This window comes from Paenibacillus sp. FSL E2-0177, from assembly GCF_037992975.1.
Classification (GTDB): domain Bacteria; phylum Bacillota; class Bacilli; order Paenibacillales; family Paenibacillaceae; genus Paenibacillus_AQ; species Paenibacillus_AQ odorifer.
Genome location: NZ_CP150307.1, coordinates 4,310,413 through 4,329,482 on the forward strand (window position 1 = coordinate 4,310,413; position 19,070 = coordinate 4,329,482).

22 protein-coding genes are annotated in these 19,070 nt (G+C 44.9%); 3 read left to right on the forward strand and 19 right to left on the reverse strand.

Features of this window, described 5'->3' with window-relative positions:
* Positions 1-24: 24 nt before the first annotated feature.
* The 4 genes from dprA to MHI25_RS19220 form a co-directional block, all read right to left on the reverse strand.
* Positions 25-1,143, reverse strand: a complete 1,119-nt coding sequence (gene dprA, locus MHI25_RS19205) for a DNA-processing protein DprA (RefSeq protein WP_340393968.1) — start codon at positions 1,141-1,143, stop codon at positions 25-27.
* Positions 1,144-1,366: 223 nt separating this feature from the next.
* Positions 1,367-2,296, reverse strand: a complete 930-nt coding sequence (sucD, locus tag MHI25_RS19210; RefSeq protein ID WP_036688571.1) for a succinate--CoA ligase subunit alpha — start codon at positions 2,294-2,296, stop codon at positions 1,367-1,369.
* A 62-nt stretch (positions 2,297-2,358) separates the two neighbouring features.
* Entirely contained in the window at positions 2,359-3,519 is a 1,161-nt protein-coding gene (gene sucC, locus MHI25_RS19215) for an ADP-forming succinate--CoA ligase subunit beta (RefSeq protein ID WP_038571984.1), read from the reverse strand.
* Positions 3,520-3,871: 352 nt separating this feature from the next.
* Positions 3,872-4,360 carry a MarR family transcriptional regulator gene (locus MHI25_RS19220; RefSeq protein WP_235219564.1) on the reverse strand — a complete coding sequence of 163 codons (489 nt, stop codon included), beginning with the start codon at positions 4,358-4,360 and terminating at the stop codon, positions 3,872-3,874.
* 142 nt (positions 4,361-4,502) lie between these two features.
* Here MHI25_RS19220 and MHI25_RS19225 point away from each other — a divergent pair, with 142 nt between their 5' ends.
* On the forward strand, positions 4,503-4,931 hold the full coding sequence (locus MHI25_RS19225; RefSeq protein WP_036688575.1) for an organic hydroperoxide resistance protein: 429 nt from the start codon (positions 4,503-4,505) through the stop codon (positions 4,929-4,931).
* 369 nt (positions 4,932-5,300) lie between these two features.
* Here the strand turns inward: MHI25_RS19225 and MHI25_RS19230 are convergent, their stop codons facing one another.
* The 11 genes from MHI25_RS19230 to MHI25_RS19280 form a co-directional block, all read right to left on the reverse strand.
* Complete coding sequence (locus tag MHI25_RS19230) at positions 5,301-6,980, reverse strand: YifB family Mg chelatase-like AAA ATPase (protein WP_248548844.1); 1,680 nt, start codon at positions 6,978-6,980, stop codon at positions 5,301-5,303.
* A 207-nt stretch (positions 6,981-7,187) separates the two neighbouring features.
* Entirely contained in the window at positions 7,188-7,697 is a 510-nt protein-coding gene (locus MHI25_RS19235; protein ID WP_076127089.1) for a metallophosphoesterase, read from the reverse strand.
* A 174-nt stretch (positions 7,698-7,871) separates the two neighbouring features.
* Positions 7,872-8,288, reverse strand: a complete 417-nt coding sequence (locus MHI25_RS19240) for a hypothetical protein (RefSeq protein ID WP_051491578.1) — start codon at positions 8,286-8,288, stop codon at positions 7,872-7,874.
* A gap of 154 nt (positions 8,289-8,442) precedes the next feature.
* Positions 8,443-8,829, reverse strand: coding sequence for a YraN family protein (locus MHI25_RS19245; RefSeq protein WP_340393974.1), 387 nt, complete (start codon positions 8,827-8,829; stop codon positions 8,443-8,445).
* Positions 8,826-9,128, reverse strand: coding sequence for an EscU/YscU/HrcU family type III secretion system export apparatus switch protein (locus tag MHI25_RS19250; RefSeq protein ID WP_038571992.1), 303 nt, complete (start codon positions 9,126-9,128; stop codon positions 8,826-8,828). The genes MHI25_RS19245 and MHI25_RS19250 overlap by 4 nt, the downstream gene beginning before the upstream one ends.
* Positions 9,125-11,296, reverse strand: a complete 2,172-nt coding sequence (locus MHI25_RS19255; protein ID WP_340393975.1) for a DNA ligase — start codon at positions 11,294-11,296, stop codon at positions 9,125-9,127. Before MHI25_RS19255 ends, MHI25_RS19250 begins: the two co-directional genes overlap by 4 nt.
* A gap of 118 nt (positions 11,297-11,414) precedes the next feature.
* On the reverse strand, positions 11,415-12,026 hold the full coding sequence (locus MHI25_RS19260) for a ribonuclease HII (RefSeq protein WP_076100429.1): 612 nt from the start codon (positions 12,024-12,026) through the stop codon (positions 11,415-11,417).
* Positions 12,027-12,214: 188 nt separating this feature from the next.
* Positions 12,215-13,075 carry a ribosome biogenesis GTPase YlqF gene (ylqF, locus tag MHI25_RS19265; protein ID WP_340393976.1) on the reverse strand — a complete coding sequence of 287 codons (861 nt, stop codon included), beginning with the start codon at positions 13,073-13,075 and terminating at the stop codon, positions 12,215-12,217.
* A 29-nt stretch (positions 13,076-13,104) separates the two neighbouring features.
* The gene (gene lepB, locus MHI25_RS19270) at positions 13,105-13,713 is read right to left on the reverse strand and encodes a signal peptidase I (protein ID WP_036688589.1); all 609 of its coding nucleotides are present in this window, start codon (positions 13,711-13,713) and stop codon (positions 13,105-13,107) included.
* 298 nt (positions 13,714-14,011) lie between these two features.
* The gene (gene rplS, locus MHI25_RS19275; protein ID WP_036688590.1) at positions 14,012-14,356 is read right to left on the reverse strand and encodes a 50S ribosomal protein L19; all 345 of its coding nucleotides are present in this window, start codon (positions 14,354-14,356) and stop codon (positions 14,012-14,014) included.
* Between the two features lie 147 nt (positions 14,357-14,503).
* Positions 14,504-14,794: a hypothetical protein gene (locus MHI25_RS19280; protein WP_051491579.1), complete on the reverse strand. Its 291-nt coding sequence runs from the start codon at positions 14,792-14,794 to the stop codon at positions 14,504-14,506.
* A gap of 412 nt (positions 14,795-15,206) precedes the next feature.
* Between MHI25_RS19280 and MHI25_RS19285 the strand changes: the two genes are divergently transcribed.
* Positions 15,207-16,157, forward strand: a complete 951-nt coding sequence (locus MHI25_RS19285; RefSeq protein WP_076143833.1) for a hypothetical protein — start codon at positions 15,207-15,209, stop codon at positions 16,155-16,157.
* Between the two features lie 58 nt (positions 16,158-16,215).
* Here the strand turns inward: MHI25_RS19285 and MHI25_RS19290 are convergent, their stop codons facing one another.
* Complete coding sequence (locus MHI25_RS19290) at positions 16,216-16,446, reverse strand: hypothetical protein (protein ID WP_036688596.1); 231 nt, start codon at positions 16,444-16,446, stop codon at positions 16,216-16,218.
* 205 nt (positions 16,447-16,651) lie between these two features.
* Between MHI25_RS19290 and MHI25_RS19295 the strand changes: the two genes are divergently transcribed.
* Complete coding sequence (locus MHI25_RS19295) at positions 16,652-16,828, forward strand: hypothetical protein (RefSeq protein ID WP_155288145.1); 177 nt, start codon at positions 16,652-16,654, stop codon at positions 16,826-16,828.
* Between the two features lie 603 nt (positions 16,829-17,431).
* Here the strand turns inward: MHI25_RS19295 and trmD are convergent.
* The 3 genes from trmD to MHI25_RS19310 form a co-directional block, all read right to left on the reverse strand.
* Positions 17,432-18,223, reverse strand: coding sequence for a tRNA (guanosine(37)-N1)-methyltransferase TrmD (gene trmD / locus MHI25_RS19300; protein WP_339174549.1), 792 nt, complete (start codon positions 18,221-18,223; stop codon positions 17,432-17,434).
* Complete coding sequence (gene rimM, locus MHI25_RS19305; protein ID WP_076190860.1) at positions 18,223-18,747, reverse strand: ribosome maturation factor RimM; 525 nt, start codon at positions 18,745-18,747, stop codon at positions 18,223-18,225. Before rimM ends, trmD begins: the two co-directional genes overlap by 1 nt.
* 89 nt (positions 18,748-18,836) lie before the next feature.
* The gene (locus tag MHI25_RS19310) at positions 18,837-19,067 is read right to left on the reverse strand and encodes a KH domain-containing protein (protein WP_036688600.1); all 231 of its coding nucleotides are present in this window, start codon (positions 19,065-19,067) and stop codon (positions 18,837-18,839) included.
* Between the last annotated feature and the right edge of the window lie 3 nt (positions 19,068-19,070).

The following is a 19,070-nucleotide window of genomic DNA, read 5'->3' on the forward strand; positions in this document are numbered from 1 at the left end:
CTCGTTAACACTCGCACCTCTATATTAAATTACCTTATAAATAGCTCCTGGTAATTGTGTTACCGCTTTTTTTATGATTAAAGATAACAGAACTGAATGCAAATGTCCAAAATCCCATCCTGTTCTTACAAGCAGATCGTCCAATATAAAAGGGCCTTGATGCAGTATATGGTATAGGTGAGACTCCTCATTTGTCAATTTCTTTTCAATCATAAAGTCGTCTGCTGTCTGTTCGGTAGTGCTATTATTCCCTGTTTTTATTACGTTTGTCGGCAAATAAGAAGTATATTCTTCTATAATATCTAATCCACTGGTTACCAGCTTTGCCCCCTGCTTGATAAGCTCTAACGCCCCTCTGCTCTTAGGTGATGTAATAGGTCCGGGAACGGCGAAGACATCCCTCCCAGCTTCCAAGGCAGCATCGGCTGTAATAAGTGATCCACTGCGACTGTCAGCCTCCACGACCACTGTCCCCCGTGATAAACCTGCTATGATCCGATTACGCTGTGGAAATAATCCAGGATGACTTTTAGTTCCAAGAGGATACTCTGTAATGACAAGCCCTTCCTGAGAAATACGCCGCTCCAGTTCAATATTCTCAGTTGGATAGACTTTGTCCAACCCTGTTGCCACTACCGCTATGGTCCCTCCACCGCTTCTTAGCGCCGCTTCATGACAAATGCTATCGATCCCCCTCGCAAGTCCGCTAACCACCGTTAGACCTGCTGCACTAAGCTCCTCCGCGAGAATCTCCCCTACCTTTCGTCCATATGCTGTTGGCACACGAGTGCCAACCATCGCCACACTAGGAGTTGATAACAGTTCCAAACGACCTCGATAATAAAGGATCCACGGTGGCTGTGCCGTCTCTTTCAACAAAACAGGATAAGCCGCATCAAACACACTGACCATCTTCACTGCACATTCTTCCATTAATAAGCGCCTTTTGGCGATCCATTCTAATGTATATATGGAAGCAAGATAATTCGACAGCTTTCCGTTCAATCCGATCGTTTCCCAATCTTTTGCACTACAGGAAAATGCTCGTTCTGACATTAAGCCGGCTCTGCGAATCTTGTCGATACTCTTCCAGCCAATCCCCTCCACTTCATTAAAACCAAACAGCAGATCTTTTTCTTCCATATAAGCTTACTCTCCTTTAATGGAAGGGTTAGCCTTCCCTATTTTGTAACATGAATTAGAGGAATGCAATATTTTCTTTTAATTCAATATTTTTCTATGTTAAAAAACAAAAAAGCAACCTTTTATCCCTTGGATAGGAACAAAAGGTTGCTTACCTCTGAAATAATTATACACGAAAGAAGCCCACTCGCGTAGAGTGAATTCCTTCAATTAAATAAAATAATTAATGCGTTGTAAAAGCGCTAAGAATACCGCGTTCTTCGAGCACACTTACTAGCGTTGAGCCCATTTCGGCAGGTGTAGGAGCAACCTTGATTCCGCACGATTCAAGTACGGCAATTTTCTCACTCGCTGTGCCCTTGCCTCCGGAAATAATAGCACCCGCATGCCCCATACGTTTGCCAGGAGGGGCAGTAGCACCGCCAATAAACCCTACAACAGGCTTAGTCATATGCTCACGAATCCACTCTGCTGCTTCTTCCTCTGCGGTTCCGCCAATTTCACCAATCATGATGACTGCCTTTGTACCCGGATCCTCATTAAAAAGCTTCAGAATATCAATAAACTCTGAGCCTTTAACAGGGTCTCCGCCAATACCTACAGCTGAAGATTGCCCGATTCCACGCGTGGTCAGCTGATGAACAGCCTCATAGGTTAGAGTTCCGCTGCGCGAGACAACACCTACATACCCTGGCATATGAATATAACCCGGCATAATTCCTATTTTGCACTCACCAGGAGTGATAACTCCCGGACAGTTGGGTCCGATCAATACAGTAGAGCGCCCCTCCATATAACGGGACACTTTTACCATATCAAGCACTGGAATCCCTTCGGTAATACAAATCACCAGGTCGAGTTCTGCGTCCACGGCTTCCATTATGGAGTCTGCTGCAAATGCTGGCGGTACATAGATTACACTAGCGGTTGCGCCTGTAGCCGCCTTAGCAGCTACAACAGTATCGAATACCGGAAGGCTAACCTCACTGCCATTTTCAAGCGTGATGTTGACAGATGTTCCACCTTTACCCGGTGTTACCCCTCCAACCATCTGTGTTCCATAATCCAGCGCACCTTTAGTATGGAACAAACCCGTTGATCCTGTAATTCCCTGCGTGATAACTTTCGTATTTTTATCTACAAGAATGCTCATGCCTTAAGTCACATCCCTACTTATATTGTCAAATACGATAACTGGCTTCCTAAATCAGGCCATTATTGCACAAGAGACACAATCTTACGGGCACCGTCCGCCATAGAATCAGCAGCAACAATATTAAGTCCCGATCCGGCCAAAATCTGCTTGCCCAATCCAACATTTGTTCCCTCAAGACGCACAACCAGCGGTTTGGTCAAACCCAGTTGACTAGCCGCTTCTACAACACCGTTAGCGATAACATCACAGCGCATAATACCACCGAAAATGTTAACAAAAATTCCGTTCACCTTTTCATCGGATAAAATGATTTTAAAGGCTTCTGTTACCTTCTCGGTCGTTGCACCGCCCCCTACATCCAGGAAGTTGGCGGGTTCGCCCCCATAATACTTAATAATATCCATAGTCGCCATCGCGAGACCTGCACCGTTTACCATGCACCCAATATTGCCATCAAGTGCAATGTAACTAAGGTCATACTTCGAGGCTTCGATTTCCTTTAAATCCTCTTCATCCAAATCCCGCAGCTCTAGAATATCCTTATGACGGAACAAGGCGTTGGAATCAAAATTCAGTTTGGCATCCAGTGCCATCACATTCCCATCCGCAGTCACTACCAATGGGTTAATTTCGGCAATAGAGCAATCTTTATCCACGAAAGCTAAATATAGCGCTTGCATGAATTTCACAGTTTTGCCTACCAGCTCATTAGGAATAGAGATACTATAAGCCAGCTTACGCGCCTGGAAAGTCTGCAAACCCACTGCCGGATCAATGATCTCTTTAAAAATTTTCTCCGGATGTGTTGCAGCTACTTCTTCAATCTCAGTACCGCCTTCTTCAGAAGCCATCATGACCACTCGGCCAGTACCTCTGTCAACTACGATACCAATGTAATACTCCTTAACAATTTGACAACCCTCTTCAATGAGCAGTCTTTTTACTACCTTACCCTCCGGTCCAGTCTGGTGAGTTACTAGAGTCTTGCCCAGAATCTCAGTTGCGTAACTACGCACCTCATCGATATTCTTAGCAACCTTTACTCCTCCAGCTTTACCGCGTCCACCTGCGTGAATCTGAGCTTTAACTACAACAACTGGTGTGCTCAGTGACTCTGCGGCTTCTACCGCTTCCTCCACTGTATAAGCTACTTTTCCATTCGGTACGGCTACACCGTACTTCTTAAGCACTTCTTTTCCCTGATACTCGTGGATATTCATAGCGGTAGCCTCCTAAAGTAGCGTGGTGACTAAACAGGCAGCCTGTTGTCATCTCGCTTTCCGTTTTGATTGCCGCGGGGTTAGGGATAGGCTGATGTTATACATGCAGCACTATTCCGGAACCAGCAGAAACTGATCTACCACTCGTAAAAAGAATGGCATTATTTCTGCAAGAGACATTGTGTAAATCTATAAGACTAAGCTTATATTTACCTATATGCCATACAAAGGAACCCAGAATAGTGTAACATGTTTTTAAAACGCTTACCTTAAATATATTCATGATTTGTACACATTTTTTCGCTTGATTTCATGCCGGAATGCGAACGATCGCATTGACTCCTTACTACGCTTACTTTTTACTATCTTGGATATTAGCTTCGTGAACACGATTCAGTAAGTCTTTAAACTGATCAAGTAGCTCTATGGATTCATTATTTGTCAGTGTCGTTTCTTCCATCATTTTGCCGGGAATACACACGGCATCACTTTGGAGTGCCCAGCCTTGTTTCGTTAGTGAGATTAATACTTTTCGCTCATCCTGCATCGAGCGTTCACGTATAATTAGGCCTGCAGCTTGCAAGCGTTTCAATAACGGAGTCAGCGTTCCTGAATCCAAAAATAACGCCTCACCAATCTCTTTCACTGTACATTGCTGCCGTTCCCATAACACAAGCATTACTAAGTATTGGGAGTAAGTTAAACCGATCTTATCCAAATACGGTTGGTACAGCTTTGTAATCTCACGCGAGCAAGCATAAATGGTAAAACAGAGCTGATTCTCGATCAGCAGCTCTGGGGTTGTAGTCATTTTCTGCATATCTTCTTCACTCATTTTCATATTTATTCACCCGCCTTATCTCTTTATTTTATCATAATTCCCTCATATATCATAATAATAGCAAAAAATTAATTTGACTTTTATATTAATTGTGATAAATTAGATTGTACACAAACTAATTAGTGAATAGGAGAGATTTATTATGATGACAATTCAACAAAAGATGTATGAAACCACAGTTAAAGCCGTTGGGGGAAGAAACGGTTATATAGAATCAGAAAGCCCTAAACTCAACCTTACGATCAGTACACCACGCGAAATGGGTGGTGCCGGTGGTGAAGGCACTAATCCTGAACAATTATTCGCAGCTGGCTACTCCGCTTGTTTTGACAGTGCTCTGAACATGGTTGCTCGTCTTGGAAAAGTGAAGATTGAAGGCAGTGAAGTTACGGCTACTGTAAGCTTTGGTAAAGTTGAAGATGGCGGATTCGGCATTGCGGTTAAGCTTGACGTGCTGGTTAAAGGCGTTGACAGAGAAACCGCAGCATCTTTGGTAGAAGCTGCCCATGGCGCATGTCCTTACTCCCGTGCCACTCGTGGCAATATCGAAGTAGAACTGAATGTACTGTAAGAAATTATAGAGAAAAATGTATGTGAAATTTGCTAAACGATCTAACCTTCGTTTGAATACGTGGCATTTCACATTCGAAGTCGCTAACGGACACAGTTGATCTTAAACGCAACTTAATCCCATATTTGGGATGCTATCGGACCTCATAGCAGCTATTGGAATGAAAACCACTCAATATAACCTTCTTCCGAAGGAATAGCGTCTCCAGAGTCCGAATCTACGCTCCAAGGGCTAAAAACTTGCAAACAACGTCCTCAAGGTCCGTTCCGTAAGCATCAGAGCATAATAATGGTTCGGCGGTGCTCGTCACTACCGGTCCATTGTATAGAGCAGCGATTCTCATTAACGGGAATCGCTGCTCTTTTATCTTTATTCCTCCACTAATACCTGTCGATCCAGATTACGGTATTGCACAGCTTCCGCGAGATGTGCAGAAGAAATATCCTGTGCACCCTCCAGATCAGCTATGGTACGGGATAGCTTAATAATCCGATCATGCGCTCGCATGCTTAGACCTAAATTCTCCAATATGTCATACAGTATTTGAGCACTCTCACGGTTTAGGCTTGCATATTTCCGAAGGGAAGCACCGGAAAGTTCGCTGTTCCATGAAATCGCCAGTCGTTTGTAACGTTTAGCTTGGATGGCCTGAGCAGCCAACACCTCCGCACGCATCTCTGCTGACGATAAAACATGCCCCTGCCGATTCCATTCCTTCGGGCGGGGAACATCAACCTGTAAGTCGATCCGATCCAATAATGGACCGGATATTTTGGCTCGATATTGGGCAATCCTTGATGGACTACAGGTACAATTTTGCTGGGAGATACCGCTTCCAAAAAAGCCGCAGCTGCACGGATTCATCGATGCAGCGAGCATGAATTTGGCAGGAAAAGTAAAGGAAGCCCGGGCACGACTTATAGTAACCACCCCATCTTCGAGGGGCTGTCGCAACACTTCAAGCACATTCCGGGAGAATTCAGGCAATTCATCCAGAAACAGAATACCTCGATGCGCAAGACTTACCTCACCTGGCTTGGGAATACCGCCCCCTCCAATTAATCCGGCAGAAGATATCGTGTGGTGTGGAGAACGAAATGGACGACTTCGCAGCAAACCGTTGTGTGCATCCTTCAAATTTCCAGCCGCACTAAAAATTTTGGTTACCTCAAGTGCCTCACTGTCCGACAATTGCGGAAGGATACTGGGAAGGCGTTTGATCAGCATCGTTTTGCCTGTGCCAGGTGGACCGATGAGCATAATATTATGCATCCCTGCAGCCGCGATAGTTAGTGCTCTTTTCACATGTTGCTGTCCAAGCACATCACTGTAATCATCCATTATTTCATTCGCTTCGGAAGAAGCAGCCTCAGAATCAGAATATTTAGGGTTATATTTGAGATGCTCAACAGAAAGAACAAGCACCGGAGGTTGTTCTTTTGCCCCCATCCCCATACTCACGGATACAGGAAAAGGAAGTAGTGATCCTTCAGATTCTTCTAGAGGAACTAGCTTATCTATAATCGGACCAAAGCTAGCCACAGATTCAGCAGCATTCGCTAACGCTTGCAAATGGTCGATGGTATAAACATTTATGCCACTGATTAAAGCGGCTTCTGCCGCATTGCCTTGCGGGAGCAGAACGGCTTTAAACCCGCTTTTACGCGCTGCTTCAACCATCGGCAACACACCCGAAACCGGACGCAGACTGCCGTCGAGCGCAAGCTCTCCAATCAAAAGCATCTCTTGAGCTGAAGGCATAATCAACTGGCCACTAGTTATCAGTATCCCTAAAGCAATCGCTAGATCAAAAGCGGAACCTTCTTTACGCAGGTCAGCTGGAGCAAGATTGATCGTAATACGCTGCTGTGGATAGCGGTAACCGCAATTTTTAACGGCAGCCCTAACTCGTTCAACAGCCTCGCGAATCGCTGAATCTGGTAAGCCAATGATATTCGTCTGCGGCAGTCCATTTGCAAGATCGATTTCCACACCAATCATTACCCCTTCAATCCCATACAGACACGCGCTAAACATTTTCCCATACATAATAAAAACACCTCATCTCCTGAATTACACCCTAATTTGGGGTGTCATAGCTTCAAGAAAAAAGGTGCTTCCTTATTTTCCAAATATATATTAGCTGTTAAGTACATTATAGAAGTTGTGTCCTAACGCAATCTGTGAGCAATTTATCTTTAGAATAAGAAATTCAAGTTTTACATAAAAGCGAAAGCACATCTCTAAAGACCTACATCAATCTCCTTCTTTAACTACGACCGAGTCCCTAATCTGCTCAAAAGTCAACGGTTTATAGTTCCAATGTTCTACACAAATGTTAAAATGATTGTTTCCCTCATATTTTTGCCCATGAATATGGCCGTGCACATTTACGTAAGGCATATGTTTATTCATGTACATAGGCTCATGTGAGAGGAAAAAGAAATCCTTATAAATCAAAGGATATTCACTAACCTCATCAAAACCTGCATCAAGCCACCAACTTCGGCTGCGGCCGCGATCATGATTGCCAAGAATCAGGATTTTGTATCCATGCAGCCTGGCCACAATCGCACGAGTTGCCTCCTTATTCAGAAAAGAAAAGTCTCCCAAATGAAATACTTTGTCTTCCGGATTCACTACCGAATTCCAACTTTCAATCATAACTTCATTCATTTGCTCTACATCGTTGAAGGGTCTGGATTCAAAATCAATGATCAACTTATGCCCAAAATGATGATCTGATGTGAAAAAAACCTTAGCCATGTGCACCCTCCTTTTGTTCCTATTCTAATGACAGTATGTATGAAAAAAGCTCCGACTACCCATAAACCCTAGGAAATTCGGAGCCCCGAGGACTTTTCCGCCTAATTTCTCACGAAATTATACGTATCATTCTATGTCATGAGGCGATGACGGAATACCTCTTTATTATTAATGTTACTTTTCCCAGTCGCGCCGCTTACTCGAACGTTTATTAACATCACTCTGAATCAGTTCAGCTAAAGGAGGCGCCTCCTCATTGTCAATGAGCCAGCCACGCATCTCCTTGATCGCTTCCACCTGTCCATTGCCTTTGTCACGCCATGTAAGCAGTTCAATAACTCTAATTACAAGCGCTAAGAGACTGCTATTGCTGTTTTGCGACTTTTCAGCCCGGATTTTTTGAAATAACGCTTCATTTTCCCAATCTATTAATATTTCCTCCGCTATAGTGGGCCGCATTACCGTGAAGGTCTTATTGCAATTATCGCAACAGACGACAGATATTGGCTCTGCTTTAAATTTCACTTCAATCTTCTGCTGGCAATATTGGCATGTAAAACTAACCTGCATTTCAGAAGGTTTATTCTTCACTAGACAGCCCTCCTCATGATGACATTAAAAAGTTACTCCTAATGTTTACCCATTTCTTTTGAGAAATGACCCACAGTGCGGAAGGTATGTAAAGACTTTTTTATCAGAACAGCAGCAAATTCATAAAGAATCGCATGAGAAAATAGAGTTACTCTTAAAACGCCTCGCGAATATGACTAAGTGAAGCTAGGCTAAGATCGTCATTTAACAAGACGCTAATTACATCAAAAGAAACCCGCCGTTCCTCATAACCCTTCATATGCAAATAAACCTGTGTTGTACTCCGAACCTGGTTTATTTTGCGAGCATTCACCGATTCTTCTGGAGTTCCCTGAAGCAGCTCTCCACTGCGGCTACGAACTTCGACAACAACAATACAGTATTCACGCTCCGCAATGATATCAAGCTCTCCAGTACGACAACGCCAATTCCGTTCCAATATCATATACCCGCTAGAAGATAGGTACTGCACAGCTCCGTTCTCTGCAGCAGCTCCTTTCTCTTTGCGGTTATAGTGCTTTCTTACATAGGGCTCTTTCATTCTTGTCCCCGTTCACCAGCGGAACGATCGCTCTGATACACAAAGCTGAGGATTTCCGCCACCAGCTGATAGAGCTCAGACGGAATCTGTTGGTCCAGATCAAGCTTTGAAAGAACCTCCACGAGGGCTGCATCTTCCTGAACAGCAACCCCGCTCTCCTTAGCCTTTTGCAGAATAAGGTCTGCTATCGCGCCTTGTCCCTTGGCTACTACGACAGGAGCCTCGTTTTGTCCGGGACTATATTTGAGAGCGACCGCTTTTTTGAGCCCTTGTGAAATTGGCTGTACAGGCTCATTCATATACGGTAATCCACTCCTTTGTAAGCCTCAGGAACATAATCAACAAACTTATTAGTATTGGAGCCAGCAAGCTCTTTAGGCAAATTCAATTCTGGCAAGGGTTCGGTTCTTAAACCTGATAATTGATAACCGATGGATTCTACTGCAGTTTTTATTTCTTCACGCCGCGTCTCCAGCAGCTCAAGCACCCACGGATGATCATTATGAAGCTTAAGACTAACGATTCGATCGACAACCTGCACATCTACCAATGTCTGCCCTAGCTGCTTCATGTCCAAATCGAACCATAATCGACAGTTAGCTGCATCCAACTCCCCTTTGCGGCCCCGCCTGGACTGGATATGAACCGATGCAGTTTCCTGCCCATCTGGACCTTGCAGCGGCAAGAACAATGTAACCTGTGCGAAGGGAGCAGTCCGATCTGTATTCAGCAGCAGCTGTTGGCCTGTCAGCTGCTGCACTAGCCCGCTCGCGGCATCTTTTACCGCGGGCGGCACCTCGCTGCTGCTCATAAGCTGCAGCAGCACGCCCTTCAACGTGTCGGCAGCTTGCTCCCCGCCGACACTGCCTAGCGCGGCTGCAGCTGTCCCCGCTGCCGCTCGCGCCGTCTCCGCGGCCGGCAAAGCGCCGCCGCGCACGGCCTGCTGCTCGTGCTCCGCACCGAGCAGCTTCAACACCCGCCCCACCCACGACTCCGCATCCGCGGGTGGGGCGGTGTCTGGCTGCACCGGCGAAGCCGCAGCAGCCGTGGTCTCCCCGCGCGGCGCTGCCGGCGCGGGGGCAGGTTCTTGTCCCGCCGCGTCAGCGGGCGGGACGTTCGCGAGCTGCGGCATGCTGCCGCGCAACTCGGTGAGCACGCCCTGCAGCTTCGCGAGCAGGGCAGCCCCGCTAGGCGCAGCAGCTTGGCTTCCCGCAGCAGCCTGGCTATCTGCACCTGCTGATCCAGTGGCGCTTGTAATCGCGCCACTGACACTACCCTGCGCTCTATCTTTATTTAGACTCATTTCATTGCCATGAGTTTCGCTCTGATTAGAACTATTTTGATTGCTTACAATTCCGTCCCCTTGCGTGTTAGCAGCACTACTCTGAGTTCCTGAAGCAAGCGTAGAAGTTATTTTCCCAGTCAAAGGTTCACCAGTATTTCCACTCTTCGAGAGCTGAACTACCTCACCAGCCTCTTCGGGGACCACTGGCTTGGCAGTTACAATACCGGTTTCATTCTCAGGAGTTTCAGCTGTACTTGCAGCTACACTTCCTGATATTTCTGATTTCACTGAATTCAAAGGAATTATTGGTTCATCAGAAATAACTCCGACTCCCGTTGCCCCTCCTGTTGCAGCAGCACTTCCGCTTGTAGTAGTAACACCACCACTACCTTCAGCAGGTTTACTTACAGGTTGTCCAGTTCCTTTAACCGCCACCTGGTCCATTTCCGCATCAGCATCACCTGCTGATACCACTTCCCCGTTAATCACAGCGCCCGTACCTGTCGTTACAGGAGCATTCAGCTTTCCGGTTGGGGTACCCATTCCAGGTTTAGCTTCGGCTGTTGTTGTTTCTTCACCGGCGACTTGACCTGCCCAAATCGTAATCTGTTCTTCGAGCGCTGACAAAAGCTGATGAAGCTGCGGACCAAAAACCGCCTGCTGCAATCCTTTCACACTTTCAGGGGTAACCGGCAAGCCCCGCTTTACAGAAATGACAGCTGCATCAAGCCATTCTGAGGTCGGCACGCCCGCAGGTTTCGCACTCATTACAGCATCCAGAATCGCCGCTGTCTCTTTGGTAAGCGGAATACCACCCGACTGCATCGCCAACACAATTTCCCGACCCGCTTTGGAGTCAGTAAGCCCAAGCGATTCCAATGCCTCGCCCATGTTTTGCGGGGTGGCTAACACCGTTTCGCCGAGGGAGACCGGCTTCAATACGGGCAATCCGCCTTCTCCGGGTGCTCCAACCTGTAAGTTCAGGGTCTCTCCTGGCAGTAGTGGTGTTTCCAACTCCGCACGAACAGGTGTGCCTTGAATCTGCACAACGGCTTCTTTTCCCGAATCCGATACAGACAATACAACACCACGTACAACCTGCCCTTCCTTCAATTCCAAAGACTTGGCTGCTCCCGGTTTATTATCCCCGAGCAATCCACGGATCAATGTTCCGATATTCATACCGTTTCTCCTCCCTCCATTTTCTCTCTTCTTACTATATCGGTATTAATCCGACTTTTTTGAGCGGTGAATTTATCCAAGCTTAAACGCCTTTGGCGTCTTTTATATTCTGATATTTCTAAAAAAGGGTTTGCTGTTCAGCAAGAATCTTCCCAATAAAGCTGCGCCGATGCATAGGTGTCGGACCTAACGCCGTAATTTGTTCCCTGTGAAGCTTGGTCGCATAACCTTTATGTATCGCAATCCCATAATCAGGGTATAATTCCTCCCACACCCCTTCACACAGTCTATCTCTTGTTACTTTAGCTATAATCGAAGCTGCCGCAATAGACTGGCTGTTAGCATCCCCTTTTATGATCGCCTGCTGCGGCAACGGAAGATCAACTTTTTCAGCATCGATTAACATATAGTCCGGGGTATGACTAAGACCTTCTACCGCTTTTTTCATCGCCAGACGAGAAGCCTGTTTAATATTAATTTCATCAATCATGCGGGAATCCACATAACCTACACCAATAGCTATCGCCTGCTCCATAATAATCTCGAATAAGGCATCTCTTTTTTTCGCTGTAAGCTTTTTAGAGTCGTTGACGCCATCAATAATAAGCCCTTCCGGCAAAATCACCGCTGCTGCAACAACATCCCCAAACAAACAACCTCTGCCTACTTCATCTACGCCGGCTATACGGCGATAAGACTGTTCCCAGCCCTCTTTTTCATAACTCAACATATCTATCGTACTCACGAATCTGTCACCGCCAATTATAAATTATTCTATAAACTACATAAGTCAGCTTACCATAGTAAAGCCCACATGGTCATGTACAAATAACCACTCCAATTTGATCCAAATCGGCAAAAAAAAGAGCCCCCGAAAATTTCCGGATGGCTCTTCCATACCCATTCATTTAAACGCCTTTAAGGTGTTTCCAGCGTAAAACGACCAAGCTTACCTGCCCGCAGCTCATGCAGCAAAGCACGTGAAGCTTTTTCCAGATCAACATGTCCACCGCTAATCAGACAACCGCGTTTGCGGCCCACGGCTTCCATAACTGCAACGATCTCATCAGGGTTCTCAAGATCCTCAGGAAGCTTCTCAATACCAAAGCGTTCTTGAAATCTGGAACCATAATCCTTGACCAAATACTTCACTGCATAAAAAGCAATGTCCTCAATGTTCAGGATTTCTTCTTTGATCGCACCCGTCACGGCCAAGCGGTAACCCACGTCTTGATCCTCAAACTTCGGCCATAAGATACCAGGAGTATCCAGAAGCTCCAGATTACCTCCTGTTTTAATCCACTGCTGGCCCTTAGTAACCCCCGGGCGATCACCCGTAGCAGCGATACTCTTACCAGCCATTCGATTAATCAGCGTTGATTTACCGACGTTAGGAATACCGACGATCAATGCGCGCATAGCCCGTGGGTTCATTCCCCTTGCGATCTGCCGATCAATTTTTTCCTTCAACAGCAGCTTGACCTGCTCCGGAATCTCCTTAACGCCTGTTCCAGTAGATGCGTCCACAGGATGGGCAACATGCCCTTGTTCCTTAAAGTACGCCAGCCACTTCCGAGTAATTTCCGGATCCGCCAGATCCGCTTTGTTCAAAATAATTAATCTCGGCTTGTCCCGCAAAATATCGTCAATCATCGGATTGCGGCTGGAAAGCGGCAGACGGGAATCGAGCAACTCTATAACAACATCAATCAGCTTCAGCTTATCCTCGATTTGCCGCCTAGCCTTCGTCATATGACCAGGAAACCAATGAATGGCCATTGCCGTCACCTCCTTTGACTTCTGTCAACTTAATGGTTAATCAGTGTAATATCTTTTATCGGCCAGAAGATTAAATCTGCACGACCCACAATATCACCCAGCGGCACATAGCCAATCATCCGGCTGTCTGTACTATCCGAGCGATTATCCCCCATAACGAAAATATGTCCTTCTGGCACAGTACCATCCGTGAATTTTTCATTTGGGAAATCTTTATTATTATACAGAGCGTTGTTACTATGCGCAGCATCAATAGCGCCTTGGATGTAAGTCTCGTTAACAACCTCACCGTTAACTGTAACTACATCTCCTTCTACTTTCACAGTATCTCCAGCCACACCAATTACACGTTTAATAAAATCTCTGCCTTCAGATGGCACGTGGAATACAATAACCTCACCCCGCTGCGGAGATCTTATATCGTATAAAATTTCATTAACGATAACACGTTCTCCCGTATGGAAATTAGGCTGCATGGAAGGTCCATCTACAATAAAAGGCTTGAATAAAAGCCAGCGAATCAGTATAACCAGAACTAAAGCAATCGCAATGGCCTTGACCCATTCCAGCACTTCATTTTTCTGTTTACGTGGGTTCTGCTCGCTTGATTCCAAAGTTTCGCTTTGTTCCTGCTGCATAGTTCACCGTCCTCTCTTAATACTACTCTTACTATACAACACAAAAAAACTCCTGCCAAAAACCCCTCCACAGATACTCCTTCAGGAGGCCTTTTCGGAGAAGCTTATCCCCAAGCGTATATGTCACACGCATTGTATACCAAGCTAAAACGCCCTCAGCGTCCTTTTAAGGACGGTATGCGTTTATGCGAGAAATATAAGAATAATGTATAACGTAAAACTTATGCTTTTCTTATATTTTCAAAAAAAAATAAAGCGAAAGGGGCTTGAACTCAAGCCCCTCTCCTCTGTCACTATTCTAGCGACGAATTTCTTTAATTCTCGCTGCTTTACCACGTAGTTCACGAAGGTAATAAAGCTTAGCACGACGCACTTTACCACGACGAGCCACTTCGATTTTTTCGAGTTTAGGCGAGTTGATTGGGAATGTTCTTTCCACACCAACACCGTAAGAAATTTTACGAACCGTAAAAGTCTCACTGATTCCACCGCCACGACGTTTGATTACAACGCCTTCGAACAACTGGATACGCTCACGAGTTCCCTCGATAACTTTTACATGCACCTTCAAAGTGTCACCCGGACGAAAACTAGGGATATCTTTACGAAGTTGCTCTTGCGTAATAGCTTGTAGGATATTCATTAAGGACTTCCTCCTTCCGTACAGGTGTTCTTGCCTCTTCCGGAGAGATCTGAGCTCTCCCTCATTATCCGCAGCGGACCACCGTATTCCACACAACAGAGTTAATAATATCATAAAGGACGGGCTAATACAACTTATTTTTCTATTTTATAACGGTAACATATCTCTTTTTTTTGCCTTAGACTGGCAGTCTTTACACAAGCCGACCACGGTTCCATTGTCTTGAGCGTAGAAGATCAACTTCCCATTCTTCTTCTTGCAAGAAGAGCAAGGTTGCTCCCCTGGACTCTGTTTGGCTTTGCGATGACTATCCATTGAGATCACATTACTGCTAGTCGTGCGCAAAGGATCGCTTGAGCTGCTTGTTTTCTTTTTCTGAACGATATAATACCCAACACCCAGCGCTAGCAAGACAAGCAAAATAACTACATATTTCATCTGGCTCCCTCCGCTCTTCATGATTTACTTGAGGTAAGAAAATAAAAAGACCGCCCTGTGATGCAAGTAAGGCAACGGTCTATATCGTATTCGCAAACTAGCCTTAGCACATCTCACTATAAAAAGCGCTTTTCAGTAGCTGCTGAAGATTATATATGAGAGCATCTTCGCTCTTTTTATATGTACCCTTACCCATTTTAATGTGAGCGTAAGAACTATATTTCATTTTAGCACAATTGAAATTTGAAGTGTAGTGAACACTTTTTAAATACCTAGTCTTTGGTCCAGTATATTAACCCGCCTACAGCCGTTTTTACAATAAATCCCCATAGGCTATACTTACAGAAGTACGTACATAACGTAGCGCTTAGGGAAGAACACATATACCCAAAAATAAGGAGGATTTTATTCAATGAAAAAGAGTAATACAACTAGCGTAATGGCAGCTGTAGCCGTCTTGTCCATCGTACTTCTGGCAGGATGCACAGAATTACCGGGTAGGCAATCCGCTAATAATGAATTAGGAAAGAATATTACTGAAGATGTGCAGCAAAATATTGGTGAGGCTGTGAAGCAAGAGCTGGGTAAAGCCGCTGCAAGCGTGGAGCAGGCCGTTCAGGATACAGCTACCAAGGTGGTCGACGAAGTTAAAGCAAACAGCATTAGCAAAGAACTATCCTTATCTAAAGAGATCGGCTCTGCTTCAGTGCTTAGCATGAACAATGCAGTGGGAGAAATAGAGGTTACATCAACTACGGGTGATCAAATTAATGTGAGTGCGACAATCTTAGCCCATAACGGCTCCGCTCATAAAGCTGACCGCCAGAAAATTTTGGATGACGCTGAGATTTCAATAGACGTTAGTGGCGATACTCTGAAAGTATCTACAAATTCCAAATCAAATCCGAAGAAGGATTTATGGACTTGGGCTCAAGACAAATACGGTTATTCAGATTTTAGCATTAACTATACCATTGAGATCCCCACCCGTATGGATGAATATCAAATCACCAATAATGTCGGGCAAATTCGTCTCCGCAATCTGGACGGAAATTATCGCATCGTCAGCAACGTTGGAGCTATTGATATCGAAGGAGCTAACATCACCGGTAAGTCCACTCTAGAGTCTAATACAGGAAGCATACGTATGGATATAGCCGGAATGAAGAGTGATAGCCGTCTTAAAGCGACAACAAATGTAGGTAGCCTCAATGCTGTTCTAGCCGATGGCGTGAAATGTAGCTTGGTGGCTAAAAGTGATCTAGGCCAGATCACCGGGGTTGAGGGTGGCAAACGTGATGTTAACGGAGGAGGTCCTTTGTTGTCCTTAAGCTCTGATATAGGTGCAATTACAGTAGAGTAACCAACCACTAAAAACAGACCGTCCGGATTAGCGGACGGTCTGTTTTTGCATCATCATATCAGATTAATGCAATAGCCAACAGTGTGAACAAGCTGAGAGTTAAAATATTGTCAGCAGCATAAGGGTAACCAAAAAATGCAGAAGTCTGCACAGGTCCATTGGATCCTGTTCTTAAGTAAACATTATATCTGTCCACATCTGTAATCACACCTTCATGCTGTCTGCCATCAGTAGTCAGGATACGTACCCTTCTATTCTTACAACGTAAGCAATTATAATAAGCCTCCACTAGTGTACTCCTCCTCATTCGTAATGATATACTCTATGGTGAGGAGTACAGGTCGGTAACGGCTAAGTTACATAGGTCATTTGTTTGGATCGATATTTACTTTCCGTTCTCTGCATTTTTTGTATTCCCAAAGGTTATATATAAGGAAAGACATATTTTCGGCTTGTTATCCGTACCATCCTATCCATTCAAGGAGGCCAATCGAATGAATGTAGCACGTAAACAGTTTATTAAGGAAGGCGTACTGCGTATTACCATCTTTATTATTTTATCATCGCTTACCTATACCGTTCGCAACTATGCATGGGCAGTTACTGTTCTCGTATGTTTTGCGCTTTACGCTCTACTTACAGGAGTATATCGCCTCTTTCGCAAAGAGTAGAATGCGCCTCCACGAATTTTTATAGTTAACCAAACGCCCCCTTTCCAAAGAGTTTTTAATTCTCCTTGAAGAGTGGGCGTTTACATTCTGATCAGAATCACAGGGTTTGACCTCTTAGTAGAGCACAATAAAACCATTAGATGTAGTGAACTTTCGTTCGCTATACTCTAATGGTTTTATTGGACTTGCTTATTCATACTTAATTATTAATCTTATATGTTCAAGCTTTAAAGGGCGAATGGGAATTACGATTTGCGATTTGTATAATAATCGATAATATCATTCACGGTGCGGAGCGGCTCCGCATCTTTGTGGATCGTGTCCACGCTAGGCTTGAATTCTTCACGCGTCTTCGTAGTCACTTCAGTTCATTCCTTTCAATAGTTAAGCTTGCTGCATCGTAAGCTGCATATAGTATTACGCCACCTCTATCTATTACCCCAAATAGAAGAGTTCAACGCACCTATGCTAATTTGTTTTGGAAATTACGCAAAAAAAACACGAGATTATAGCCCTTCTTATACTTAAGTAAACATAACAAAAACGCCTCCTTAACGTAAGATACGTTAAAAAGACGTAAAATATGCCTGTTTTATTAAAATTTTACTCCGGCTTGATTTCATTTTTCAGACGTTCCAGTGTTTTCTTGTCTTTCAATGTTAGTTCTGCACTTTCGAGCAAATCAGGTCTACGTTCAAGTGTACGCTGTAACGCTTGCTCTCTCCGCCATACTTCGATGTTGGCGTGATGGCCACTCAGCAACATATCTGGTACCTTCCAGCCGCGAAATTCAGCGGGTCGAGTGTAGTGAGGATATTCCAACAGCCCTGTACTGAACGAATCGGTGATCGCAGAGGTTTCGTTTCCAAGCGCCCCTGGCTGTAGCCGAACTACTGAATCAATAACCGTCAGTGCTGGTAGTTCTCCACCCGTTAACACGTAATCGCCAATCGACAGTTCATCTGTAACCAGATGCTCCCGTATCCGCTCATCGTAGCCCTCATAATGACCACATATAAAGATTAGATGCTGCTCTTGTGCCAGTTCCTCAGCAATCTTCTGATTATAGGTCTTTCCTTGTGGACACATAAGAATGATGCGCGGCTTCACAGAGGAAGGCGACGGGACTGCAGATTCAGATCCATTCTCCAAAGGAATAGCCTCGATCCCCAATACATGTTCTACCGCTGCAAAGATCGGGTCAGGCTTTAGTACCATACCACCGCCCCCGCCATACGGTGTATCATCCACACTGTTGTGCTTATTTCCTGAGAAATCACGAAAGTTCACAGCATTCAAAGATACAATCCCTTTTTCGCGTGCCTTACCAAGAATACTTGTGCTAAATACGCCTTCGCACATCTCCGGAAAGAGCGTTAGCACATCAATTCTGATCATGGCAATAGTCCTTCCATTAAGTGAACCGTAATTCGTTTGGCCTCAATGTCCACGTTCAGCACTACATCGTTAATTACAGGGATAAGGATGTCTTGACCTTTAGCAGGCTTAACAACCCACACGTCATTTGCACCTGGCTGTAAAATTTCCGTAATTGTGCCAAGCGGTTCACTTCCAGCATCATCCGTATAAACTTCACAGCCAACGATTTGGTGGAAGTAATATTCGTTCTCTGGCAGTTCAACCAGATCATTACTTGGCACCTTAAGCAAACTTCCCTTATACTTTTCCACTTCGTTAATATTGGTATATCCCTTAAGCTTAACGATAAACATACCCTTATGCTCTCGAGCGGATTCTACAGTCACTTCGAATTTTGCACTGCCATCCGCAGGAATGACGAACAGCTTCTTGTCTTTAGCGAAACGAACCTCAGGAAAATCGGTATGGGATAATACTTTAATCTCCCCGCGAATTCCATGTGTATTCACAAGCCGGCCTACGGTTAATTCTTCCGTCATATAACCCTCTCCTCTACAAGCTTCATCTATATATTTGAACAAAAAGGAGCCGGGATATACTATCCCTAGCCCCTCATTGTACGCATTATTTAAGATAAAATATCTACAGTTACGCGTTTATCGCTCTTGACTGCTGCAGATGTGACTACTGTACGGAGCGCCTTGGCGATCCTGCCTTGCTTGCCGATGACCTTTCCTACATCATCTGGATGTACGGACAGCTCATAGACAATCAAATGCTCTTTCTCCACAGCCCGTACCGTCACATCTTCTGGATGATCCACTAAAGCCTTAGCAATTACTCCAACTAATTCTTCCATAGA

Coding starts and splice junctions, on each gene's coding strand:
- MHI25_RS19220 (WP_235219564.1), bottom strand. CDS start 4,360: ATGAAAATGAGTGAAGAAGATATGCAGAAAATGACTACAACCCCAGAG.
- MHI25_RS19230 (WP_248548844.1), bottom strand. CDS start 6,980: ATGTATGGGAAAATGTTTAGCGCGTGTCTGTATGGGATTGAAGGGGTA.
- lepB (WP_036688589.1), bottom strand. CDS start 13,713: ATGCAGCAGGAACAAAGCGAAACTTTGGAATCAAGCGAGCAGAACCCA.
- MHI25_RS19260 (WP_076100429.1), bottom strand. CDS start 12,026: ATGTTGAGTTATGAAAAAGAGGGCTGGGAACAGTCTTATCGCCGTATA.
- rimM (WP_076190860.1), bottom strand. CDS start 18,747: ATGACGGAAGAATTAACCGTAGGCCGGCTTGTGAATACACATGGAATT.
- MHI25_RS19255 (WP_340393975.1), bottom strand. CDS start 11,296: ATGAATATCGGAACATTGATCCGTGGATTGCTCGGGGATAATAAACCG.
- MHI25_RS19250 (WP_038571992.1), bottom strand. CDS start 9,128: ATGAATGAGCCTGTACAGCCAATTTCACAAGGGCTCAAAAAAGCGGTC.
- sucD (WP_036688571.1), bottom strand. CDS start 2,296: ATGAGCATTCTTGTAGATAAAAATACGAAAGTTATCACGCAGGGAATT.
- MHI25_RS19295 (WP_155288145.1), top strand. CDS start 16,652: ATGAATGTAGCACGTAAACAGTTTATTAAGGAAGGCGTACTGCGTATT.
- sucC (WP_038571984.1), bottom strand. CDS start 3,519: ATGAATATCCACGAGTATCAGGGAAAAGAAGTGCTTAAGAAGTACGGT.
- rplS (WP_036688590.1), bottom strand. CDS start 14,356: ATGAATATCCTACAAGCTATTACGCAAGAGCAACTTCGTAAAGATATC.
- dprA (WP_340393968.1), bottom strand. CDS start 1,143: ATGGAAGAAAAAGATCTGCTGTTTGGTTTTAATGAAGTGGAGGGGATT.
- ylqF (WP_340393976.1), bottom strand. CDS start 13,075: ATGGCCATTCATTGGTTTCCTGGTCATATGACGAAGGCTAGGCGGCAA.
- MHI25_RS19235 (WP_076127089.1), bottom strand. CDS start 7,697: ATGGCTAAGGTTTTTTTCACATCAGATCATCATTTTGGGCATAAGTTG.
- MHI25_RS19280 (WP_051491579.1), bottom strand. CDS start 14,794: ATGAAATATGTAGTTATTTTGCTTGTCTTGCTAGCGCTGGGTGTTGGG.
- MHI25_RS19285 (WP_076143833.1), top strand. CDS start 15,207: ATGAAAAAGAGTAATACAACTAGCGTAATGGCAGCTGTAGCCGTCTTG.
- MHI25_RS19310 (WP_036688600.1), bottom strand. CDS start 19,067: ATGGAAGAATTAGTTGGAGTAATTGCTAAGGCTTTAGTGGATCATCCA.
- MHI25_RS19225 (WP_036688575.1), top strand. CDS start 4,503: ATGATGACAATTCAACAAAAGATGTATGAAACCACAGTTAAAGCCGTT.
- MHI25_RS19245 (WP_340393974.1), bottom strand. CDS start 8,829: ATGAAAGAGCCCTATGTAAGAAAGCACTATAACCGCAAAGAGAAAGGA.